We start from the raw sequence: 20871 nt of genomic DNA, 5'->3' as shown, positions 1-20871 counted from the left end.
ACCTCTTGCGTGAGGTCCGGGGCTCAAAGCTTTTAGGTGCTTAGCGCACTGTGGGGGGTGCTGCGCGCTGCGGCTCGGGGGCCGAGGGGTGTCAGGCGGTCGCGTTGCGAGCCCGGTTGCGAGCGGCGCGGCGCTTCATCGCGCGGCGCTCGTCCTCGCTGAGGCCACCCCAGACGCCGGAGTCCTGGCCGGACTCGAGCGCCCACTGCAGGCACTGCTCCATGACGGGGCAGCGGCGGCAGACGGCCTTGGCTTCCTCGATCTGCAGCAGCGCAGGACCGGTGTTGCCGATGGGGAAGAACAGCTCGGGGTCTTCCTCGCGGCAAACGGCGTTGTGACGCCAGTCCATGGCTGCTCCATCTCCTCGTGTTACGGCTACGTGGCTTGTGAATGTGAACGCTTTCACGAATCCCCCCGCAAGGGAAGGGCCGACGCCCAGTCGCAGACCGGTGTGGTCCAAGGAAGGTAAGGAGGGGATTCGGGCTATCCGGGAAGCCTTGATGGCGGGCTGTCCCGATCGCCATGAAGAGACTCGCAAACCTCGGCGACGGATACAACCCCTTCCGGAAAGTTTTTTTTGATTCCTCGGTGTCGGCTAGGTCACAGCCGTCATTCCAGGGGGTGGAACCCAGTCTAAACGTTCGAGTGGAAGGACTTTAGGCCCTAGCACTCACACAATCACACGCAGTGCACGGCGAACGCCTGTGAACGTCACGCTTCTGCGCAGTCCGAGGTGGTCGCCGTCCATCTGGAAGGGGAGGGGAGCCTGCGAATGCAAGGTGAACGAGTCCTGGTCATGCAGTGACACTGCGTGTTTGCCCTGGGGGCCGCGCTCCGGCGTCGACGTCAGCAGCTGGGTGGCGTACCGGGTGGCCGTCACGGTCGACAGCTTGGTGAATCCCAGCACGTCAAGGGCGGTGTCGAAGGATGCGTCGGGCAGCGCGTAGACCGGCCGGTTGCCCAGGTAGGTCCACGGCACGGTGTTGCAGATTATCGACATGACGAGATTCGCGAGTGGCTCCTCGCCAGGCCGTTCGAGGGTGATCGTGCCGTGCCGGCGGTTCGTTTCTCCCAGGAACTGCCGCACCACCTGTCGCACGTACAGGGAGTGCGTCGAACGCTTGCCGCGCTCGCGCTGCTGCTCCACCCGGCCCACGACGCCCGCGTCGAACCCGAAGCCGGCGCAGAAGGTGAACCAGCGCGAGGGCACCCCCTCGTCCTCCGTGCCCGGGGTGCCGGCCGCGAGTCCGAGGCCGACCGTCCGCTCGGAGCCCTCGCGCAGGGCGTCCAGCAGGGCGCCGGTGGCCTCCACGACGTCGTTGGGCAGCCCCAGGGCGCGGGCGAAGACGTTGGTGGAGCCGCCGGGCACCACGGCGAGCCGGGGCAGGGCCGCCGGGTCGGGGCCGGAGTGCAGCAGGCCGTTGACGACCTCGTTGACCGTGCCGTCCCCGCCGAGCGCGACCACCAGCTCGATGTTCCCGCTCTCGGCCGCCCTGCGGGCCAGGTCGCGGGCGTGTCCCCGGTACTCCGTGGTGGCGACGTCCAGTTTGAGGTCGCTGGCCAGGGCGTGCACCAGGACATCGCGGGTACGGGCACTGGTGGTGGTGGCCGAAGGATTGACCACGAGAAGCGCACGCATGCGCGCCAGCCTACCTACCTGTCGGTACACCATCCGTCCCAGGCCCGGCTTCCGATGGTTTGCGTACCGATACCCTGCAGGGGTGAGCAGCAAGCAGTCCGCGTCGAAGACCGCCCGGAAGAGCGCACGGGGGAGCACCGCCGCCCCGGCCCCCGAGCCCGCCGGGCCCCGCCCGGCCCGGCTGACGGCGGCCGCCGTGCTGACCGGCCTGCAGGGCCTGGCGCTCGCCGCCTCGGGCATCTACCTGCTGGTGATGGGCCTGCTCGGCAAGCCCGACAGCCCGCAGCAGGCCGAGACCGGCGGGCTGACCGTCCTCGCGCTGGCCGCACTGCCGCTGCTGGCCGCGCGCGGCCTGTGGCTGCTCCGGCGCTGGAGCCGCGGCCCGGCCATGATCACCCAGATCATGGCGCTGCCGGTCGCCTGGACTCTCTTCACCGCCGGCGGCGCGCCGATGACCGCGGCCGCCGTGGTGCTGACGCTGGTCGCCGTGGTCACCCTGGCGCTGGTGGTCAACCCCACGGCGACCGAGGCGCTGGGGATCGGGCCCCGCGAGTCCTGAAGCGGCTCGCGCGGCCGTCCGCCGGACGTCCCGGCTACTCCTCGATCAGCAGCCGGTCCCGGAGCTGGGCGAGCGTGCGCGCCAGCAGCCGCGAGACGTGCATCTGCGAGATGCCCACCTCCTGGGCGATCTGCGACTGGGTCATGTTGCCGAAGAACCGCAGCAGCAGGATCTTCTTCTCGCGCGGCGGCAGGTCCTCCAGCAGCGGCTTGAGGGACTCGCGGTACTCCACGCCCTCCAGCGCCTCGTCCTCCGCGCCCAGGGTGTCGGCGACCGCCGGCGACTCGTCGTCGGTGTCGGGCACGTCCAGCGAGAGCGTGCTGTAGGCGTTGGCGGACTCCAGCCCCTCCAGCACCTCCTCCTCCGAGATCCCCAGGTGCTCGGCCAGCTCGTGGACCGTCGGGGCGCGGCCGTGCCGCTGCGACAGCTCGGCCGTGGCCGTGGTCAGCGCCAGGCGCAGCTCCTGCAGCCGGCGCGGCACCCGCACCGCCCAGCCCTTGTCGCGGAAGTGCCGCTTGATCTCGCCGACGACCGTGGGCGTCGCGTACGTGGAGAATTCCACGCCGCGGTCCGGGTCGAAGCGGTCGACCGACTTGATCAGGCCGATCGTGGCCACCTGGGTGAGGTCGTCGAGCGGCTCACCGCGGTTGCGGAAGCGCCGCGCCAGGTGCTCCACCAGGGGCAGGTGCATCCGCACCAGGTGGTTGCGCAGCTCGGCCCGCTCCGGCGAGCCGTCCGGAAGCGTCCGCAGCTCGATGAACAGGGCCCGGGCACCGCTGCGGTCGTGCGGATCGTGGTGCTGGGGCCGCTGCTGGTGCTGGTGCTGATCCATGTGGTCCGCCCGCTCTGATGGGTCGCCCGCCTGGTCCGGCTCCGGACCCGTGCGGTCCGGTTCGACTTCCTCCGGGTGCGGCCGGGCAGGCTGCTGCGGGATGGCCGGGGTACGCACTCCCCGCGATGACGCAGTACTCACGGAGCCCCCTCTTCCGTCACGGCTGCCCGGGGCCGGCGCCGCGCTTCTTGTGCAGGCTGATGCTGACCGTCCGGTCCTCGGCGACCGTGGAGTCGACCTCACCGGCCAGGGCGGAGAGCACCGTCCAGGCGAAGGTGTCGCGCTCGGGCGCGCGGCCGTCCGTGGTGGGAGCGGAGACGGTCACCCGCAGCGCGTCGCCGACCAGGCGGAAGACACAGCTCAGCACGGAGCCGGGCACGGCCTGTTGCAGCAGGATCGCGCACGCCTCGTCGACGGCGATGCGCAAGTCCTCGATCTCGTCGAGGGTGAAGTCCAAGCGGGCCGCGAGGCCGGCTGTCGCCGTCCGCAGCACCGACAGGTAGGCACCCGCAGCGGGCAGCCGGACTTCCACGAAGTCCTGGGTCGTCCCAGGCTCGCCTGCGATTGGGGACACCCTCACCTCCAAGGTGGCACAAGCTTCTTGAGCTGTTGAGGAGCGTCGGTCCGCCGCCTTCCGGTGAAGGGCGGCGCGGGCCGGCGCGGCACATGGTCCGGCTGAGACGCTATCGCGATCCGGGGCTGAGCGCCGCAGCCCCGCGACTGTCACTCATGGTAAACCCATGAGTACGGACAGTGGCTAGGGGTCTGCGGTCTCAATTCGAAAGAGCAGTCGCCCTGTTGGGATTTTCGTCACTGTGCGCGAGCGCGGCAAGAGCCCGGAGCGAATCGCCGGACAACCGCTGAACCGTCCACTCGTCCATGGGCTCCGCGCCGAGGGACTTGTAGAACGCGATCGACGGTGCGTTCCAGTCCAGCACTGACCACTCGAAACGTCCGTAGCCGCGGTCGACGCAGATCCGCGCCAGCTCCGCCAGGAGCGCCTTGCCGTGACCGCCGCCACGGGCGTGCGGGCGGACGTAGACGTCCTCGAGGTAGATACCGTGCGTGCCCGTCCACGTCGAGAAGTTGCGGAACCAGAGCGCGAAGCCGACCGGCTCGCCGCCGGAACGATCTCCCTCGCCCGAGGATTCGTCACTCTCCGCTATCAGCGCGAAGACCGCCGGGTGTTCCCCGAAGAGCGCCTCGCGCAGCTGTTCCTCGGTGGCCCGGGCCTCGTCCAGTGCCCGTTCGTAGTCCGCCAGTTCGCGGATCATCGCGTGGAGGAGGGGGACGTCGTCCTGCGTCGCGGGTCGGATCATGCGTGCATGCTAGCGGGCCCCACCGACAGACCCGGGGGCCGTGAAGGCCCTCTCACACGATGTGCCGGTCCACGTAGCACCAGCGCCAGCTCTGGCCCGGCTCGAAGCTGCGCATCACCGCGTGGCCCGTCTCCTCGAAGTGACCTGTGGCGTGGCGGTACGGCGAGGAGTCGCAGCAGCCGACGTGCCCGCACACCAGGCACAGCCGCAGTTGCACGGGATTGCTGCCCCTCACCTCGCACTCCGGGCAGGTGGAGGTCAGCGGCCGCGGCTCGGGGCGCGGCAGCGCCGTCAGGTGCGAACAGTCGATCATGATGGCCAGGTTAGAGCGTCGCCGGAACGCCGACCTGCCGGAACGTCGACCTGGAGCGGGACCGATGGACGTCATGCCACTGCTGATGCTCGTGGCGGTTGCCGCCGCCGTCGCGGGGGCGGCCCGCCGCACGCCCGTGCCCGCGCCGCTGCTGCTCGTCGCCGCCGGGCTCGTGGCCTCGTACGTGCCGGGAGTGCCGTCGTACGCGCTCGACCCCTCCATCGTGCTCCCCCTGCTGCTGCCCCCGCTGCTGCACACCGCCGCGCTCGACAGCTCCTACCTCGACCTGCGCGCGAACTGGCGGCCCGTGGCGCTGCTGTCGGTCGGGTACGTGCTTTTTGCGACCCTCGCCGTCGGATACGTCGCCTCGCACGCAGTGCCGGGCCTGCCGCCCGCCGCCGCGCTCGTGCTCGGCGCGGTGATCGCGCCGCCCGACGCCGTGGCCGCCACCGCCATCGCCCGGCGGCTGGGCCTGCCCTCGCGGATCACCACGATCCTGCAGGGCGAGTCCCTGGTGAACGACGCGACCGCCATCACCGCCTACCGGGTCGCGGTGGCCGCCGCCGTCGGCGAGGGCGTGGGGTGGGCCGAGGGCGCCCGGGAGTTCGTGGTCGCCGCGGCCGGCGGCATCGGGGTCGGTCTGATCCTGATGGTGCCGATCCACTGGCTGCGCAAGCACCTGCGCGAGCCGCTGCTGCAGAACACCCTCTCGCTCCTCATCCCCTTCGCCGCCTACGCGGCCGCGGAGGAGGTCGAGGCGTCCGGCGTGCTGGCCGTGGTGGTGGTCGCCCTCTACCTCGGGCACCGCTCCTGGCAGGTCGACTTCGCCACCCGGCTGCAGGAGGCGGCGGTGTGGCGGATGGTCTCCTTCGTCCTGGAATCCACCGTGTTCGCGCTCATCGGACTGCAGCTGCCGGTGGTGCTGCGCGGCCTGGACGCGTACGGGATGGGCTCGGCCGCCGGCTACGCCGTGATCGTCTTCGTCGCCGTGGTCGCCGTCCGCTACCTCTGGGTCTTCCCCGCCACGTTCCTGCCCCGCCTGCTGTCCCCCCGCATCCGGGAGCGGGAACCCGACACCACCTGGAAGGCACCGGTGATCGTCGGCTGGGCCGGGATGCGCGGCGTCGTCTCGCTGGCCATCGCCTTCTCGATCCCCGAGACCACGCACGACGGCTCGCCGTTCCCCGCCCGGAACCTGATCCTCTTCCTGACGTTCACGACCGTCATCGGGACGCTGGTGGTCCAAGGGCTCACCCTCCCGCCGCTGATCCGGCGGCTGCGGCTGCCGCGGCGGGACCCCGGGGAGGTCACGCTGGCGGAGGCCCAGGCCCAGAGCGAGGCCTCCGCGGCGGCCGAGGCCCGGCTGGAGGAACTGCTGGCCGACGAGCACAACGCGCTGCCCGAACCGCTCGCCGACCGGCTGCGGGCGGTGCTCGAGCGACGGCGCAACGCGGTGTGGGAGCGGCTGGGAGCGGTCGACGAACGGACGGGCGAGTCGGTGGACGACACCTACCGGCGGCTGTCGCGCGAGGTGATCGGGGCGGAGCGGGCGGTGTTCGTCGCGCTGCGGGACGCTCGGCGCATCGACGACGAGATGCTGCGGACGCTGCTGCGGAGGCTGGACCTGGAGGAGGCGGCGGCGTACCGGGAAGAGGGGGGCGCGGGCTGAGGCCGTCTCGCTGGGGGCGGGGCCGGTGGTCGGGCCGGGGCCGGGGCGGGATGGGCCGGGACCTTACGGGACTGGATTATTTACGGCCCGGAGCCGTCCCCGGGGTCGGTCGGCCCGCACATGGGCCGCAAATAACCCTGACGTCCCTCTCAGGTCCCGGCCCATCCCGCCCCGGCCCCTCCCGTGATCACGGCCACCACCGTCGTGCCGGGGGCGAACGCGCCCTCCTCCGCCAGCGTCGTCAGCCCGTACAGCATCTTCGCCACGTACAGACGCTCGACCGGCAGCCCGTGCCGGGCCGCGAAGTCCTCCGCGAACGCGTCCAGCTCCGGGGTGCGCTTCGCGTAACCGCCGAAGTGGAAGCGGTCGTCCAGCGTCCAAGAGCCCCGGCGTCCCCCGAATGCCGCCTCTTGCAGCTGTTGTACTTCCGCTTCCAGGAAGCCGCCCTTGAGGACGGGGAAGCCGATGGCCCGCTGCCCCTCGGCCAGCCCCGCCGCCAGACCCGCCAGCGTCCCGCCCGTCCCGCAGGCCACGCCCACCACGTCCGCCATGCCCCGCAGCTCGCGGCCCAGCTCCGCGCAGCCGCGCGCCGCGGCCGCGTTGCTGCCCCCCTCCGGCACGATGAAGCAGTCGTCATCGGTCAGCTGGGCCAGGACCTCCGGTTCCGCCTTGCGGCGGTACAGCGAGCGGGTGACGAAACTCAGCTGCATGCCGTCCGCCGCGCACTGCGCCAGGGACGGGTTCAGGGGGCGATCCGCCAGCTCGTCGCCCCGCACGATGCCGATCGTTTTGAAGCCCAGCAGGCGGCCCGCCGCGGCCGTCGCCCGGAGGTGGTTGGAGTACGCGCCGCCGAACGTCAGCAGCGTGCCCTTGCCGGACGCGGCGGCCTCCCGCAGGTTCGGCTCCAGCTTGCGCCACTTGTTGCCCGGCAGGTCGGGATGTATGAGGTCGTCCCGCTTGAGCAGCAGCCGCAGGCCGCGCCGCGCGAAGCGCTCGTCCGTCACCTCGGCGAGCGGCGACGGCAGCAGCGGCCGCAACGCGGAGGGATCCGCCGTACCGGGGGGATTGTCGCTGGTCACACCGCCCATTTTGTACTCTTGCCCGGCCAGCAACGAAGCTAGGAAAGCGCAGCACTGCAGTGGACTACCAGGCCGTACTCGAAGAGGTCGCCGCGTTCGCGCGGCCGCTGGTCGGCCGCGGCCAGGTCGCCGACTACATTCCGGCGCTCGCCGAGGTGGACGTCGCGCAGTTCGGGATGGCCGTCGCCGACGTCGACGGAGGCGTGTACGGCGTGGGCGACTGGGAGCGGTCCTTCTCCGTGCAGTCCATCTCCAAGGCGTTCGGCCTCGCCCTGGTGCTGGCCGAGGGCGGCGACAGGATCTGGGAACGGGTCGGTACGGAGCCGTCGGGCAACCCCTTCAACTCGCTGGTGCAGCTCGAGTACGAGCACGGCATCCCGCGCAATCCCTTCATCAACGCGGGTGCGCTGGTGGTGACCGACCGGCTGCAGACGCTGACCGGTGACGCCAGCACGACGATGCTGGAGTTCCTGCGGGCGGAGAGCGGGAACCCGGGGGTCTCGTTCGACGCGTCCGTCGCCAAATCCGAGTCCGAGCACGGCGACCGCAACGCGGCGCTGGCCCACTTCATGGCCAGCTACGGCAACCTCGACAATCCGGTGCCGACGGTTCTGGAGCACTACTTCTGGCAGTGCTCCATCGAGATGAGCTGCCGCGACCTGGCCCTGGCCAGCGGCTTCCTGGCACGCCACGGCCTGCGAACGGACGGCAGCCGCCTCCTTCCCCGCCGCGAGGCCAAGCAGATCAACGCGGTGATGCTGACCTGCGGCACCTACGACGCCGCCGGCGACTTCGCCTACCGGGTCGGCCTGCCGGGCAAGAGCGGCGTCGGCGGCGGCATCGTCGCCGTAATACCGGGACGCTGCACCCTGTGCGTATGGAGCCCCGGCCTGGACGCCCGCGGCAACTCCGTGGCAGGCGTGGCGGCCCTGGACCACTTCACCACTCTGACGGGATGGTCCGTTTTCTGAGAGCCGGTGCGGTCGGGGCCGGCCCGGGCCGGGGGTCCGGGGGTCCGAGGGTTGTCCCCGGGGAATGCAGCACGACGCTGACCGGGTGGTCCGTCTTCTGAGAGCCGGTGCGGTTCTCGAGACGGGGCGGCAGACGGGATACGACCGGCCGGAGGGGACGGGGTGGGACGGGCCCTGGCAGGGGCGTAAGGGTTATTTGCGGCGACGTTCGGGGTTCCCGTGACGCAAGAGGGGGGCCGTAAATAATCCAGCCCCAGAAGGGCACGTCCCACCCCGGCCCCTCCGGCCCCACCCGCAACGGACCAACAGCCACAAACTACGGGCAGCGAATGACCTGCCCCGCATACGACAGATTCCCCCCGAAGCCGAACAGCAGCACCGGCGCCCCCGGCTCCACCCGCCCGGAAGCCACCAGCTTCGACAGCGCCAGCGGAATGCTCGCCGCCGACGTGTTCCCCGACTCCGTCACGTCGCTGGCGACGATCGCGTTGACCGCGCCCAGCTTCCGCGCGACAGGTTCGATGATGCGCAGGTTCGCCTGGTGCAGGACGACCGCCGCCAGGTCCTCCGGGCGCACCCCGGCGCGCTCGCAGACCGTACGGGCGATCGGCGGCAGCTGGGTCGTGGCCCAGCGGTAGACGGACTGGCCCTCCTGCGCGAAGCGCGAGGGCGTGCCCTCGATGCGGACGGCGTGGCCCATCTCGGGCACGGAGCCCCAGACGACCGGGCCGATCTCGGGTTCGTCCGCCGCGCCGATCACGGCCGCGCCGGCGCCGTCGCCGACCAGGACGCAGGTGGTGCGGTCGGTCCAGTCGGTGACGTCGGTGAACTTCTCCACGCCGACGACCAGGGCGTGGCGCGCCGACCCGGCGCGGATGGCGTGGTCGGCGGTGGCCAGGGCGTGGGTGAAGCCGGCGCAGACGACGTTGACGTCCATGACGGCGGGCGCGGCGAGGCCGAGCTCGGCGGCGACGCGCGCGGCGGTGTTGGGGCTGCGGTCGACGGCGGTGCAGGTGGCGACGAGCACGAGGTCGATGTCGGCGGGGGTGAGCCCGCTGTTCGCGAGGGCCTTGGCGGCGGCCTGCGCGGCCATGGAGGCGACGGTCTCGTCGGGCGCGGCGATGCGCCGGGTGCGGATGCCGACCCGGGAGCGGATCCATTCGTCGCTGGTGTCGACCATGGCGGCCAGCTCGTCGTTGGTGAGCACCCTGGCGGGCTGATAGTGGCCGAGGGCCAGTACACGCGACCCGGACATCGGCGGTTCCTCCTGCGCGCGAGTGAAGCGGAAGCAACAGTCTTGACGCTGGAGGGCCCGGAGCGGGTATGTGATCCGCCAATGTTCGGGCGGGTTCAGTGGCCGGTCCCGACAGAGGGCGGGAAAGCGGAACCCCGCGGAGGGCGGAAGCCGAGGGCGAAGCGGAGGGCGGGGACGGAAGGGGCCCGGCCGTCCGGCCGGGCCCCTCGATCCTACGGCGAAGGCGGTCAGCGCAGGGAGAGCGCCGTGCGGATGGTGGTGAAGAGCTCGGTCTGGTCGGTGATGCCGAGGACGCGGTGGGCCTGCGGGCCCTGGGCGGCGATGCGGACCTGGGTGCCGGTGTGCTCCTGGGCCTTGCCCGGGGTGTTGGTGGAGTAGTTCACCTTGAGCTTCTGGCCCTCGTTGGTGACCAGGGTGGAGGACAGGCCGGGCGGGGTGGCCTCCAGCGGCACGATCTGGCTGGTGTGGCCGTGGTCGGCGGTGGTGACGACGAGCGTGTCGGGGTGCTTGGCGGCGTAGTCGCGGGCGACCTTGACCGCACGGTCGAAAGCGGCGGTCTCGCCGATCTGGCCGCAGGGGTCGGCGGCGTGGTCGCGCTTGTCGATGGAGGCGCCCTCGATCTGCAGGAAGAAACCATTCTTCTTGGCCTTGGGCGTGTTCAGGAGCGCCAGCGCCTTGCGCGCCTGCTCCTCGAGGGCGGGGGTGCCCGCCTTGCGCTCGGGGTTGTTGGTCACGCAGCGCTGGGCGTCCGTGCCGCCGACGGCGGCGGCCTTGCCGGTCCACTCGACGGGGACGTTGCCGTCGGCGAAGAGGCCGAGGACGGGCTTGCCGGACTTCGCCGAGGTCAGGCCCTTGGAGTCGGTCACGACCTGGTAGCCGAGCTTCTCGGCCTGCTGGGTGACGGTCAGGCCCCGGTAGCGGCCCTCGGTGATCTTCTGGTCGAAGCGGGCCTTGCCGCCGCCGAGGAGGACGTCCACCTTGTGGTTGACGCTCTGCTCGGCGATCGAGCCCGGGCCGCCCTTGGCGACGGTGTCGTTCGGGCAGGCCTTCATGTCGGCCGGGCCCGCGCAGCTGCGGTCGGTGGCGTGGGAGGCGAGGACGGCCGGGGTGGCGTCGGTGAGCTCGGCCGTGGTGACGCTGCCGGTGGCCAGGCCCTTCTTCTGCGCCAGCTCGAGGATCGTCGGGAGCGCCTTGTCGGTGTCGGGCGTCTTGGATATCCGGCCGTTGACGGTCTTGTGGCCGGTGGCCCAGCCGCTGCCGCTGGCGGCGGAGTCCGTGACGTAGTCCGGCTTGCCGTCCTTGTCGACCGAGTACGTGGTGTACGACCCGGTCAGCGGGAACTTGTCCATGTTGAGCCGGCCGGCCGCGCCCACGGTGTAGTCGCGGGCCAGCGTGATCTCCGAGTCGCCCATGCCGTCGCCGATGAGCAGGATCACGTTCTTGGCCTTCTTGCCGGCCGAGCCGTGGCCCAGGATCGACGCGACGTCCGACTGTCCGCCCTGGTCCGAGGCGGAAGCCGCGGCGGGCACCGCCACGCCGGCGGCGAGCAGTGCGGCGGCACCCCAGGCGAGACGGCGTCGGTACGGACGAGAACCCATGGTCTATTCCTCCTAGCTGGGCCGGGGCTTGAGTGCCCGGCGGGAGAAGCTCACCAGGGGCGGGTGTACCGCAGGGGACGTCCAGATGACGTGCGGGTCACCGGGTGTTGTCGACAGGGGCGGGCGGGCTGTCGGTGCGCAGCGCCGCCGCCTCGCTCCTGAGGATGCGCAGGGACCTGCCCAGCGCGCGGGCGGTGTCGGGAAGCCTCTTCGACCCGAAGAGGACGACCACGACGAGCACGACCACGAGGACGTGCCAGGGTTCCAGGGCGTTGCGGAGCACGGCTGCCCCACCACCTCTCGTCCGACGCTTGAGTGCGATGCCGTAACGGCGGCCCCCACCATACTTGCTAGATTGCGCAACTGGACAACCAAAGTGCCTGGCAAGCCGTCTCACCCGGAGACAGGTACGGGCCGGGGGAGCGGATGAGGGTGCGCACATGACTGGCAGGCGGAGGAAGCCCAGGCGCCGGCGCACACGGGTCGTCACCGTCGTCGTGGTGTCGTTCGTGGTGCTGCTGACGGCCGGGGCGGGGTGGGTCTACCTCAAACTCAACGGCAACATCAGCACCTTCGACGCCGACGGGCTGTCCAAGAACCGGCCCCGGGCGAGCGCCGCCGGACAGAACGTCCTGGTCATCGGCTCGGACTCGCGCTCCGGTGACAACAGCTCACTGGGCGGCGGCGAGGGTGACGTCGGCCGGTCGGACACGGCCTTCCTGCTCCACGTCTACGGCGACGGCGAACACGCCGTCGCGGTCTCCATCCCCCGGGACACGCTCGTGGACATCCCGCCCTGCCGCAATCCCGACGGCAGTTGGACCGAGGAGCAGCAGCACGTGATGTTCAACTCCGCCTTCTCGGTGGGCGGATCCCCCAAGGGCAACCCCGCCTGCACGCAGAACACCATCGAGAGGCTCACCGGGCTGCGCGTCGACCACACCGTGGTCGTCGACTTCGCGGGCTTCGCCGCGATGACCTCTGCGGTGGGCGGGGTCGACGTGTGCGTTCCCGCCGACGTCCACCAGGGTGACCTCGACCCGCACCGCGGCTCGCGCGGCGACCTGATCTTCGCCAAGGGGCGGCAGAGCGTCTCGGGCCGCAAGGCGCTGGACTACGTGCGCGTACGGCACGGCCTCGGCGACGGCTCCGACATAGGCCGCATACAGCGGCAGCAGGCCTTCCTCTCGGCGATGGTCAGGAAGGTCCGGTCGCAGGGCTTCAACCCCACCACGCTGCTGCCGCTCGCGGACGCGGCCACCAAGTCGATGACCGTGGACCCCGGGCTCGGCTCGGCCGACAAGATGCTGTCGTTCGCGATGTCGCTCAAGGACATCGGGCTGCACGACATGAAGTTCGTGACGCTGCCCTGGCGCTACGACGGCAACCGCGTCGCCGTCGTCCAGCCCGACGCGGACGCGCTGTGGGCGGCGCTGCGGGCGGACCGCACGGTCGACGGCAAGAACGCGGGCAGGGCGGGAGCGGCGGGTGCGGCGAAACCGTCGCCCTCGGTCCCGGCCGCCTCCTCCCCGGCGCCCTCGACGGTGACCCCCACGCCACCTGGGACGTTGTCCTCCGGTGTGGTGAGCGGGGCCCGCTCGGCGGACGACGATCCCTGCGCCAACCTCTCGTACGGCTGAGAACGTGCCGGTGAACGGGAACGCCAATGCCTGAATAGTCCGTTTTCGTGGTAGGTGCAGAGTACGCCGTGAACGCAAGGAGCCCGTCATGTCCGCCATCGCCGTCCCCCGGGGACTGCCCAGGCTGCTCCTGGCCCTGGTCGTCGCCCTCTTCGCGCTCCTCGCTCCGGCGGGCGCCGCGGCCGGCGCCCCCGCGGCCACCCGCGCCGGCACCACCGCCGCGGCCGGGCTCGACACCGTCGCCGAGGCGCTGCGCAAGAACCCCGTCTACGTCGACCCCGCGGCCTCCGCGCAGCTCCCGCCCGCCGACGCCGAGGCGCTGGCGAAGAAGATCAAGGACGCGGACAAGCCGGTCTTCGTCGCCGTGCTGCCCGCCGCCCCCGAATACCCCCGCTCCACGGTCCTGCGGGACCTGCGCACCAAGGTCGGGCTCGCCGGTGTCTACGCCGTCCACCTCGGCGACGGCTTCAACGCGGCCGCCGACCGCTCGGTGATGTCCCGCAACGCCGTCGCCAACCTCGTCGGATCCGTCCAGCGCTCCGGCGGCGACACCGCGTCCCAGGTCAACGCCTTCGTCGACCAGGCCGGCCGGATCTCCAGGGGCCACGCCCCCGGCTCCTGGGGCGGCGACACGGGCGAGGGCGTCGGCGCCACCGGCCTGATCACCGGCGGGGCGGTCCTGGTGGCCGGCGGTGCCGGTGCGTACGCCGTCTACCGCCGCGCCCGGCGCAAGCGGGAGGAGCGCGAGCGCGCCGAGCTGGACGCGCTGCGCGTCGTGGTCGACGAGGACATCACGGCCTTCGGCGAGGAGCTCGACCGGCTGGACTTCTCGCCCTCCGAGGCCGGCGCCACCGACGAGATGCGCACGGACTACGAGCGGGCCCTGGACTCCTACGAGGAGGCCAAGACGAAGATCGCGGCGGCCGCCCGCCCGGAGGACGTGCGCGGGGTCACCGAGGCGCTGGACAACGGCCGGTTCGCCCTGGCCACGCTCGCCGCCCGGCGCGCCGGCACCCCGCTGCCCGAGCGCCGGCTCCCGTGCTTCTTCGACCCCCGGCACGGGCCGTCGGTGAAGGACGTGGAGTGGGCCCCGCCCGGCGGCGCCCCGCGCACCGTGCCGGCGTGCGCCGCCGACGCGGCGCGGCTGGCGGACGGCCAGGAGCCGATGTCCCGCCAGGTGCAGACGGCGTACGGCCCCCAGCCGTACTGGAACGCCGGGCCCGCCTACGCCCCCTGGGCGGGCGGCTACTTCGGCGGCGGGCTGCTGCCCGGTCTGCTGGTGGGCACGCTGCTGGGCGGCATGATGTACGGGCCCGCCTACGGGGCGTCCTCCGAGACGGCCGGCCCGGACGGCGGCGACTACACCGGCTCCGACTACAACCCCGACGACTTCGGCGGCGGTGGCTGGGGCGACGGGGGCGGCGGCTTCGGCGACGGCGGCGGCGGAGGCGGTGGCGACTTCGGGGGCGGCGGCTGGTGAGCCGCCCTCGCCCGCAGGGCCGCCAGGCCCGCCCCGTACAGCCCGAGCACCAGTGCCAGCAGGCCGTAGTACAGCGGCGGCAGCGGGGACATCCCCAGCGCCGGCCCCAGCGGGGAGACCGGTAGCAGCAGGCCCGCCGCCGCCAGGCCCGCGACCGCCGCGCGCACCGGGCCCGGCGCCCGTCCCGAGCGCAGCAGCAGCATCACCAGCGCCTGCGTCAGCAGGTTCTCGGTGAACCAGCCGGCGTGGAAGGCGTCCTCGCCCACCGAGCGCAGGGCCGTGCACAGCACCGCGAACGTCGCGAGGTCCGCCGCGGCGTTCAGCAGGCCGAAGCCCGTCACGAAGCGCAGCAGCGCGCGCGGGCGCAGCACCGCCGGCCGGGCGTCGGCCCCCGGGGCCGGCCGGTCGAAGGCGAGGGCGAGCTGGGCCGCGTCGAAGAAGAGGTTCTGGGCGAGGACCTGGGCGGGCAGCATCGGCAGGAACGGCAGCGCCAGGCCGGCCACCAGCATCGCGATGACGTTGCCGGAGTTCGACGACAGCGTGATCCGCAGGTACGTGCCGATGTTGGCGGTGGCGCGCCGGCCGGTGACGATCGCCCGGTCCAGGGTGGTGAGGTCCTTCGAGGCCAGCACGACGTCCGCCGCCTCGCGGGCCACGTCCACCCCGGCGCGGGGGCAGACGCCGACGTCGGCGGCGTGCAGGGCGGCCAGGTCGTTGACCCCGTCGCCCAGGAAGCCGGTGGTGTGCCCGCCGGCGCGCAGCGCCCGTACGACGCGGGCCTTGTGCCCGGGCGCGCAGCGGGCGAAGACGGTGGTCCGCGCGGCGAGGGCGGCCAGTGCGGCGTCGTCCAGGCCGTCGATCTCCCGGCCGGTGACGGGCGTGCCGGGCTCCAGGCCGAGCTCGCGGCAGACCCGGGCTGCGGTGCCGGGGTGGTCGCCGGTGAGCACCTTCACCGTGACCCCGTGCCGCCCGAGGGCCGCCAGGGCCGCGGCGGCGGTGGGTGCGGGCGGGTCGCCGAGGGCGACGAAGCCGGTGAAGGTCAGGTCGCGCTCGTCGGCGGGGGAGTACGGGCCCTCGCGCGCGGGGCGTTCGGCGCGGGCGACGGCGAGGACGCGCAGCCCCTCGCCGGCCAGCGCCCCGGCGCGGCGGGCCAGGCGCTCCCGCTCCGAGGGGTCCAGCGCGCAGCGGTCCAGGACGTCCTCGGGGGCGCCCTTGACGACGAGCGTGTGGGTGCGCGCGAGGGCGAAGCGGGAGTCGCCGGGGCGGCGGACGACGGCGGTGGACAGGGGGCGGCCGGGCCCGCAGGGGAGCGCCTCGACGCCCTCGTAGCGCGGGTCGTCGTCGCCGGCGTCAAGGACCGCCTCGTCCAGCGGGTCCGGCACGGGCGGCTCGGCGAGGTGCAGCGTCCACAGGGCGTTGACGGCGGCCCAGCGCAGCACGCCGGGGTCGTCGTGGCCGTGCCCGTCCTCGGACCGGACGAGGACGGGCCGGTCCTCGGTGAGGGTGCCGGTCTTGTCCACGCACAGCACGTCCATCGCGCCGAGGTCGTGCAGGGCGGGCAGCCGCCTGACGATCACCTCGCCGTCGCGGGCGAGCAGCGCGGCGCCGCGCGCCAGCGCGGTCGTCACGATCACCGGCAGCATCTCGGGCGTCAGTCCGACGGCCACGGCGACGGCGAACGGCAGCGTCTCCAGGCCGCGCCCGCGCAGCAGCGCGCCGGCGATCAGCACGAGCGGGGCGGTGAGCAGCGTGCAGCGGATGAGCGTCCAGGCGATGCCGCCCACGGACCGGTCGAAGGGGCCGGGCGGGCGGGTGCGCGGGACCTCGAGGGGGAGCGCGCCCGAGAGCAGGGTGCGGGGGCCGGTGGCGACGACGACGGCGCTCGCGGTGCCGGAGACGACGCTGCTGCCCTGGAAGCACATCCCGCCGGTCGCCGCCGACTTCGCGGCGGGGGCCGACTCGCCGGTGACGGCGGCCTCGTGCACCGTCAGTCCGGTCGAGCGCAGCAGCCGCAGGTCCGCCGGGACGAGGTCGCCCGCGGCGAGCAGCACGACGTCGCCGGGGACCAGCTGGTCGACCGGCACCTCGCGGGTGGTGGGCACGGCGGCCCGGCCCGTGCGGCGGCGGACGGTCGCCGTGGCGGCGACCAGTTCGCGCAAGGCGGCCGTCGAGCGGTCGGCGCGGTGCTCGCCGGTGGCGCGCAGCACGCAGCTGACCGCGACCAGGACCGCGATCACGCAGGCCGTGCCCCAGGCGGCCAGGGCCGCCGAGAGGACGCCGAGGCCGAGGAGGAGGGCCGTGAAGGGGTCGCGCGTGCCGCGGGCGAGGCGGCGGGGCCAGGAGAGGGGGCGGCGGCCGGGGAGGACGTTCTCGCCGTACCGGGCCAGCCGCGCCTCGGCTTCCGTCTCCGTCAGGCCGCGCGGCCCGCTCTCCAGGGCGCGCAGCACCTCCAGCGTGGTGCCGCCACCGCCCGGCGCGGGGGCCGTACGGGCCTCAGGCGCCCAGGCCACGGAGGCGTCCGGCGGCGGCGGTGTCGCGGCCGCCGTCCGTCCTGCGGTCGGCGAGCTGGCCGACCATGAGCCGCACGATGGTCACCACGTCGGGGTCGTCGACGAGGTAGACCACCCGGCGCCCCTCGCGCCGGGAGCGCACGAGCCCCGCGAGCTTCAGCTTCGCCAGGTGCTGGCTGATCGCGGGCAGGGCGCCGCCCACCCGCTCGGCCAGGCCGCTCACGTCGCTCTCGCCCTGGGCCAGCGCCCAGACCAGGTGCAGCCGGGCGGCGGAGGCGAGCAGTCCGAACGCGGCGGCCGCCTCGCCCAGCACCTCCGGCGAGGGGTCGGACCGGTCGAGGGAGCCGCGTGGGTCGTCGAACGCCCCTTCGAAACTCTCGAAGCCTCCGACGCCTGCCGTCACTGTCGCTCTCCCGTCCCCAGCGGGCGTCCCTACGCCCGGGAAGGCCCCAGTCTAGGCACCCCGGCCGGGCCGGGTGGCCTGACATGCCCGCGCCGTGGGATGGGCAGATGTATCGGCAGGAATCGGTCGCAAGGGGGAGGGCATGGGTATCTCAGGAATTATCAGTGCGATCGTGATCGGCGCGATCATCGGCCTGCTGGGCCGGCTGCTCGTTCCGGGCCGCCAGCACATCGGGGTGCTGGCGACCATCGGCGTGGGCATCGCGGCGGCCTTCATCGGCGCGCTCATCGCCCACGCGCTGCACGTGGACCACACCAAGGGCGTCGACTGGATCCAGTGGCTCATCCAGATCGGGCTGGCGGCGCTGGGCATCGCCGCGCTCGAGCGGTTCAAGACGCGGCACTGACCGCCCGGGGCCGCGCGGCAGGGGCCCACGGGCAGGGGGCCTACGAGAGCTTTCCGTCGTAGTCCGGCAGCTTGAAGGTCCGCTCCGCGTGGCCGCCCACGAGGTCGGTGGAGTTGTTCCCTATGTTGGCGATGATCGTGTAGCCCTTCGCCTCGATCTCCGCCCGCTTGGCGGTCTTGTACGTGCTCACGCCCTGGAAGAGGTCGGGGAGGTGGCGCACGTACAGGCCGCTGACGGGGTAGCCCACCTGCCGCAGGTTCCAGTCCGTCACGGAGTCCAGGATGCCGGGGCGGGCGGTGACGAAGAAGACCGCGGCACCGCGGGAGTGCGCGTACCGGGTGAGCTCCAGGACCGGCTTGATCGCCGGGGTGGGGAACGTGGTCCAGTGGAAGTCCGTCTCGAGCGAGCTGTTGTCGATGTCGAGGACGATGGCCTGCTTCCGCGTCCCGGCCTCGGCGGTGCGCGCGGTGACGTACGGGGTCGCCTGGTCGACGACGGCCTGGACGTCGCGCAGCCAGGTGGCGTAGTCGACGCCCTTGAGGCCGGCCGTGCCGCTCGTCGCCCGGGCCGTTCGCGACTCCTGGGCCGGGTGCGGCGTCGCGGCGTCCGCGGAGGGGGTGGCGGCGGCCACCATGGCCAGGGAGGCGGTGGCCACGACGGCCGCGGCGGCGCGACGGCCCATGATCGAATCGGTCATGGCTGGCATGCTCATGGCCGGTGGTGACCGGCCGGGGACGCGCCGGTTACGCGGGGGTGGCCGGGCGGCGGACCTTCTCCCCGCCCGGGCCTGTGCTCACTTCGCCGTGGCCGTCACCGTCACCGGTGCTCCGGCCCGCTGCGTGGCGCGGACGTACACCGTGCCGCGCTCGCCGGGCGGTACGGTCCCGGTCGCCGTCCACGCCGGACCGCCGACCGCGACGCGCCAGCCGCGCGGTGCCGGCGGCAGGGACAGCTCCGTGACGCCCGACGGGTGGGGCGCGTAGGTCAGCCGGTAGGCGCGGGTGCCCTGGTCATACGCCTCGGTGCGCGGCGTGCCGGCCACGGCGGGGGCGTACGGCCTCACCGTGCGCTCCTTGTTGGGCTGGAAGCGCCCGTCCGCCGCGAGCGCGCAGTAGCCTCCCCCGTAGCACCACTCCCAGCTCGCCCACCCCGACGCGTACCGCCCGATGGAGGCGACGGCCTCCTCGTAGAACCGGCCCATGTTCGGCAGCGAGCTGTCGCGCGGGCCCCACTCGCCCACGACGACCGGCACCCGGTGCTCCCTCGGATAGCGCACGATCTCGCGCTCGTAGGCCTCCAGCCAGCCGGAGGCGGGGTCGTAGTCCCCGCCCGCCTCCATGACCGCGTTGTAGAAGTGCGGCGCGTAGACCACCTTCGCATCGTCCACCCGGCCCAGGCCCGTGCGCTTGCCCTCGCCCGCGGCCGGGGTGGGCTCGACGAACAGCCAGTGCTTCCGGTCGACCTGGCGGATCGCGTCGGCGATGCGGTTGTACATCGGAGTGACCTGGGTGGCCTCGATGCGGCGGGCGGCGTCGAAGAGGTCCTCGCCGGGGCGCATGCGCCCCATCGGCTCGTTGATCAGGTCGTAGCCGAACACGGCCGGGTGGCCGGCGAACCGGGCGGCCAGCGTGCGCCACATGCGCGTCTGCGCCCGGCGCAGGTCGGGGTCCTCGTAGAGGTGCTCGAACGCGGCCTGCACGGCGGGCTCGAAGTACTCGGCGAACCAGTCGTCCGGGTGCGGCCGGTAGGACAGCCCGTCCGTGCGCGTGGCCCACTCGGGGATGCCGCGGTGGCCGCCGAAGGCGGGACCGTAGACGTCCTGGTGGGCGTCGATGACGACGCGGACGCGGTGGGTGTGCGCCCAGTCCAGGATCCGTTCGATCTTGCGGAGGTAGCGCTCGCTGTACTGCCCGCGCCGCGGCTCCAGATCGTCCCAGAACACCGCGAGCCGTGCGAAGTCGAAGCCCCGCGCGGCCATGTCGCGCAGGGACCGCTCGGTGATGTTCTCCAGGGCCCGCTCGCCGCGGTGGTCCTTGTCCGCGAGGTTCCAGCCGCGCAGGGTCAGGACGCGGCCGTGGTCGTCGGTGAGGCGGGGGATGCCGTCTTCCGTAGTACGGGCAGTGGCCCCGGTCGCGGGAACGAGCAGGGCCAGGACAGCGGTTACGGCGAGGAACGCCGCCGTGCGCAAGCGTCTCTTCGGCATCCGTCGTTCATACCGTCAGCACCACTTTGCCGAACAGGTCGCCGCTGGACATCTTTTCGAAGCCCTCACGCGCCCGGTCCAGGGGCAGCACCGTGTCGATCACGGGCCGGACGCCCGTCGTCACGCAGAAGTTCAGCAGGTCGGCGAGTTCGTCCTTGGTGCCCATGGTCGCGCCGACGACGTTCAGCTCCAGGAAGAAGATGCGGGTCAGCTCGGCCGCCGGCGGCCTGTCGCCGCTGGTCGCGCCGGAGATCACCAGGGTGCCGCCGGGCTTGAGGGACTTGACCGAGTGCGACCACGTGGCCGCGCCCACGGTCTCGAGGACCGCGTCCACGCGGTGCGGCAGGCGCGCCCCCGGCTCGAACGCCGCCCCGGCCCCCAGCTCCACCGCGCGCTTGCGCTTGGCCTCGTCACGGCTGGTCGCGAAGACCCGCAGCCCGGCCGCGGCGGCCAGCACGATCGCCGCCGTGGCCACCCCGCCGCCGGCCCCCTGGACCAGGACGCTCTGACCGGGCCGCACGCCCGCCTTGGTGAACAGCATCCGGTACGCGGTCAGCCAGGCCGTGGGCAGGCAGGCGGCCTCCTCGAAGGACAGCTCCTTCGGCTTGGGCAGGACGTTCCAGGCCGGGACCGCGACGCGTTCGGCGAAGGTGCCCTGGTACCGCTCGGTGAGGATCGAGCGGGGCTCGTCGGGGCCCACGCCGTGGCCGGTCTGGCCGATGACCGAGTGGAGGACGACCTCGTTGCCGTCCTCGTCGACGCCGGCGGCGTCACAGCCCAGGATCATCGGCAGCGACTCCTCGCCCAGCCCGACGCCGCGCAGCGACCACAGGTCGTGGTGGTTGAGGGAGGCGGCCCTGACGTGCACGGTCCTCCAGCCGGGGCGCGCCTCCGGCTCGGGGCGCTCCCCCAACTCGAGGCCGTTCAGCGGCTGGTCACGGTCGATGCGTGCGGCGTAGGCGGCGAACATGTGCCGAACCTAGTGCCGGGGTGCG

Annotated in this window: 21 protein-coding genes; 6 read left to right on the top strand and 15 right to left on the bottom strand. The window is 72.9% G+C overall.

The genetic code is table 11. The features are described from left to right. Positions 1-91 precede the first annotated feature (91 nt). Both IE295_RS10755 and IE295_RS10750 read right to left on the bottom strand, forming a co-directional pair. Positions 92-349 carry a WhiB family transcriptional regulator gene (locus IE295_RS10755; protein ID WP_004937597.1) on the bottom strand — a complete coding sequence of 86 codons (258 nt, stop codon included), beginning with the start codon at positions 347-349 and terminating at the stop codon, positions 92-94. A gap of 321 nt (positions 350-670) precedes the next feature. After that, positions 671-1639: a diacylglycerol/lipid kinase family protein gene (locus tag IE295_RS10750; RefSeq protein ID WP_190063324.1), complete on the bottom strand. Its 969-nt coding sequence runs from the start codon at positions 1637-1639 to the stop codon at positions 671-673. Positions 1640-1721: 82 nt separating this feature from the next. Between IE295_RS10750 and IE295_RS10745 the strand changes: the two genes are divergently transcribed. Beyond that, positions 1722-2198 carry a hypothetical protein gene (locus tag IE295_RS10745; RefSeq protein ID WP_190063323.1) on the top strand — a complete coding sequence of 159 codons (477 nt, stop codon included), beginning with the start codon at positions 1722-1724 and terminating at the stop codon, positions 2196-2198. A 34-nt stretch (positions 2199-2232) separates the two neighbouring features. Here the strand turns inward: IE295_RS10745 and IE295_RS10740 are convergent, their stop codons facing one another. The 4 genes from IE295_RS10740 to IE295_RS10725 form a co-directional block, all read right to left on the bottom strand. Continuing rightward, complete coding sequence (locus tag IE295_RS10740; protein WP_224323049.1) at positions 2233-3171, bottom strand: RNA polymerase sigma factor SigF; 939 nt, start codon at positions 3169-3171, stop codon at positions 2233-2235. A gap of 16 nt (positions 3172-3187) precedes the next feature. After that, positions 3188-3604: an ATP-binding protein gene (locus IE295_RS10735; protein ID WP_126915983.1), complete on the bottom strand. Its 417-nt coding sequence runs from the start codon at positions 3602-3604 to the stop codon at positions 3188-3190. A gap of 199 nt (positions 3605-3803) precedes the next feature. Then, entirely contained in the window at positions 3804-4349 is a 546-nt protein-coding gene (locus tag IE295_RS10730) for a GNAT family N-acetyltransferase (RefSeq protein WP_190063322.1), read from the bottom strand. 52 nt (positions 4350-4401) lie between these two features. After that, on the bottom strand, positions 4402-4662 hold the full coding sequence (locus tag IE295_RS10725; protein WP_190063321.1) for a UBP-type zinc finger domain-containing protein: 261 nt from the start codon (positions 4660-4662) through the stop codon (positions 4402-4404). A 64-nt stretch (positions 4663-4726) separates the two neighbouring features. Here IE295_RS10725 and IE295_RS10720 point away from each other — a divergent pair, with 64 nt between their 5' ends. Next, the gene (locus IE295_RS10720; RefSeq protein WP_190063320.1) at positions 4727-6331 is read left to right on the top strand and encodes a Na+/H+ antiporter; all 1605 of its coding nucleotides are present in this window, start codon (positions 4727-4729) and stop codon (positions 6329-6331) included. A gap of 149 nt (positions 6332-6480) precedes the next feature. Here the strand turns inward: IE295_RS10720 and IE295_RS10715 are convergent, their stop codons facing one another. After that, positions 6481-7419, bottom strand: a complete 939-nt coding sequence (locus IE295_RS10715) for a 1-aminocyclopropane-1-carboxylate deaminase/D-cysteine desulfhydrase (RefSeq protein ID WP_190063319.1) — start codon at positions 7417-7419, stop codon at positions 6481-6483. A 50-nt stretch (positions 7420-7469) separates the two neighbouring features. On the opposite strand from IE295_RS10715, the gene IE295_RS10710 reads away from it, so the two are divergent. Further along, positions 7470-8381: a glutaminase gene (locus tag IE295_RS10710; protein WP_190063318.1), complete on the top strand. Its 912-nt coding sequence runs from the start codon at positions 7470-7472 to the stop codon at positions 8379-8381. Positions 8382-8697: 316 nt separating this feature from the next. Here IE295_RS10710 and IE295_RS10705 read toward each other — a convergent pair whose 3' ends face one another. The 3 genes from IE295_RS10705 to tatA form a co-directional block, all read right to left on the bottom strand. After that, entirely contained in the window at positions 8698-9636 is a 939-nt protein-coding gene (locus IE295_RS10705; protein WP_190063317.1) for a beta-ketoacyl-ACP synthase III, read from the bottom strand. Between the two features lie 227 nt (positions 9637-9863). Further along, entirely contained in the window at positions 9864-11234 is a 1371-nt protein-coding gene (locus tag IE295_RS10700; RefSeq protein ID WP_190063316.1) for an alkaline phosphatase, read from the bottom strand. Positions 11235-11331: 97 nt separating this feature from the next. Continuing rightward, entirely contained in the window at positions 11332-11517 is a 186-nt protein-coding gene (tatA, locus tag IE295_RS10695; RefSeq protein ID WP_190063315.1) for a Sec-independent protein translocase subunit TatA, read from the bottom strand. Between the two features lie 157 nt (positions 11518-11674). Here tatA and IE295_RS10690 point away from each other — a divergent pair, with 157 nt between their 5' ends. Continuing rightward, positions 11675-12874, top strand: coding sequence for an LCP family protein (locus IE295_RS10690; RefSeq protein ID WP_190063314.1), 1200 nt, complete (start codon positions 11675-11677; stop codon positions 12872-12874). A gap of 88 nt (positions 12875-12962) precedes the next feature. Next, positions 12963-14354 carry a hypothetical protein gene (locus IE295_RS10685; protein ID WP_190063313.1) on the top strand — a complete coding sequence of 464 codons (1392 nt, stop codon included), beginning with the start codon at positions 12963-12965 and terminating at the stop codon, positions 14352-14354. Here the strand turns inward: IE295_RS10685 and mgtA are convergent. Together mgtA and IE295_RS10675 are read right to left on the bottom strand one after the other, a co-directional pair. Continuing rightward, on the bottom strand, positions 14249-16864 hold the full coding sequence (gene mgtA / locus IE295_RS10680) for a magnesium-translocating P-type ATPase (RefSeq protein ID WP_190063312.1): 2616 nt from the start codon (positions 16862-16864) through the stop codon (positions 14249-14251). The two genes, IE295_RS10685 and mgtA, sit on opposite strands and share 106 nt — an antisense overlap. After that, on the bottom strand, positions 16848-17177 hold the full coding sequence (locus IE295_RS10675; protein ID WP_224323070.1) for an ArsR/SmtB family transcription factor: 330 nt from the start codon (positions 17175-17177) through the stop codon (positions 16848-16850). Before IE295_RS10675 ends, mgtA begins: the two co-directional genes overlap by 17 nt. Before the next feature lie 232 nt (positions 17178-17409). Here IE295_RS10675 and IE295_RS10670 point away from each other — a divergent pair, with 232 nt between their 5' ends. Beyond that, positions 17410-17673: a GlsB/YeaQ/YmgE family stress response membrane protein gene (locus IE295_RS10670; RefSeq protein ID WP_190063310.1), complete on the top strand. Its 264-nt coding sequence runs from the start codon at positions 17410-17412 to the stop codon at positions 17671-17673. A gap of 40 nt (positions 17674-17713) precedes the next feature. Here the strand turns inward: IE295_RS10670 and IE295_RS10665 are convergent, their stop codons facing one another. The 3 genes from IE295_RS10665 to IE295_RS10655 form a co-directional block, all read right to left on the bottom strand. Beyond that, positions 17714-18370, bottom strand: coding sequence for an HAD family acid phosphatase (locus tag IE295_RS10665; protein ID WP_190063309.1), 657 nt, complete (start codon positions 18368-18370; stop codon positions 17714-17716). Between the two features lie 96 nt (positions 18371-18466). Continuing rightward, positions 18467-19876, bottom strand: coding sequence for a cellulase family glycosylhydrolase (locus IE295_RS10660; protein WP_190063308.1), 1410 nt, complete (start codon positions 19874-19876; stop codon positions 18467-18469). A 7-nt stretch (positions 19877-19883) separates the two neighbouring features. Further along, positions 19884-20846 (bottom strand): zinc-binding dehydrogenase, encoded by a 963-nt coding sequence (locus tag IE295_RS10655; RefSeq protein ID WP_190063307.1) that lies wholly within the window; start codon positions 20844-20846, stop codon positions 19884-19886. Positions 20847-20871 lie beyond the last annotated feature (25 nt).

The sequence above is a fragment of the Streptomyces griseocarneus genome (assembly GCF_014655595.1).
Taxonomy (GTDB): Bacteria; Actinomycetota; Actinomycetes; order Streptomycetales; family Streptomycetaceae; genus Streptomyces; species Streptomyces griseocarneus.
This window is presented reverse-complemented; position numbering and strand designations above follow the sequence as displayed.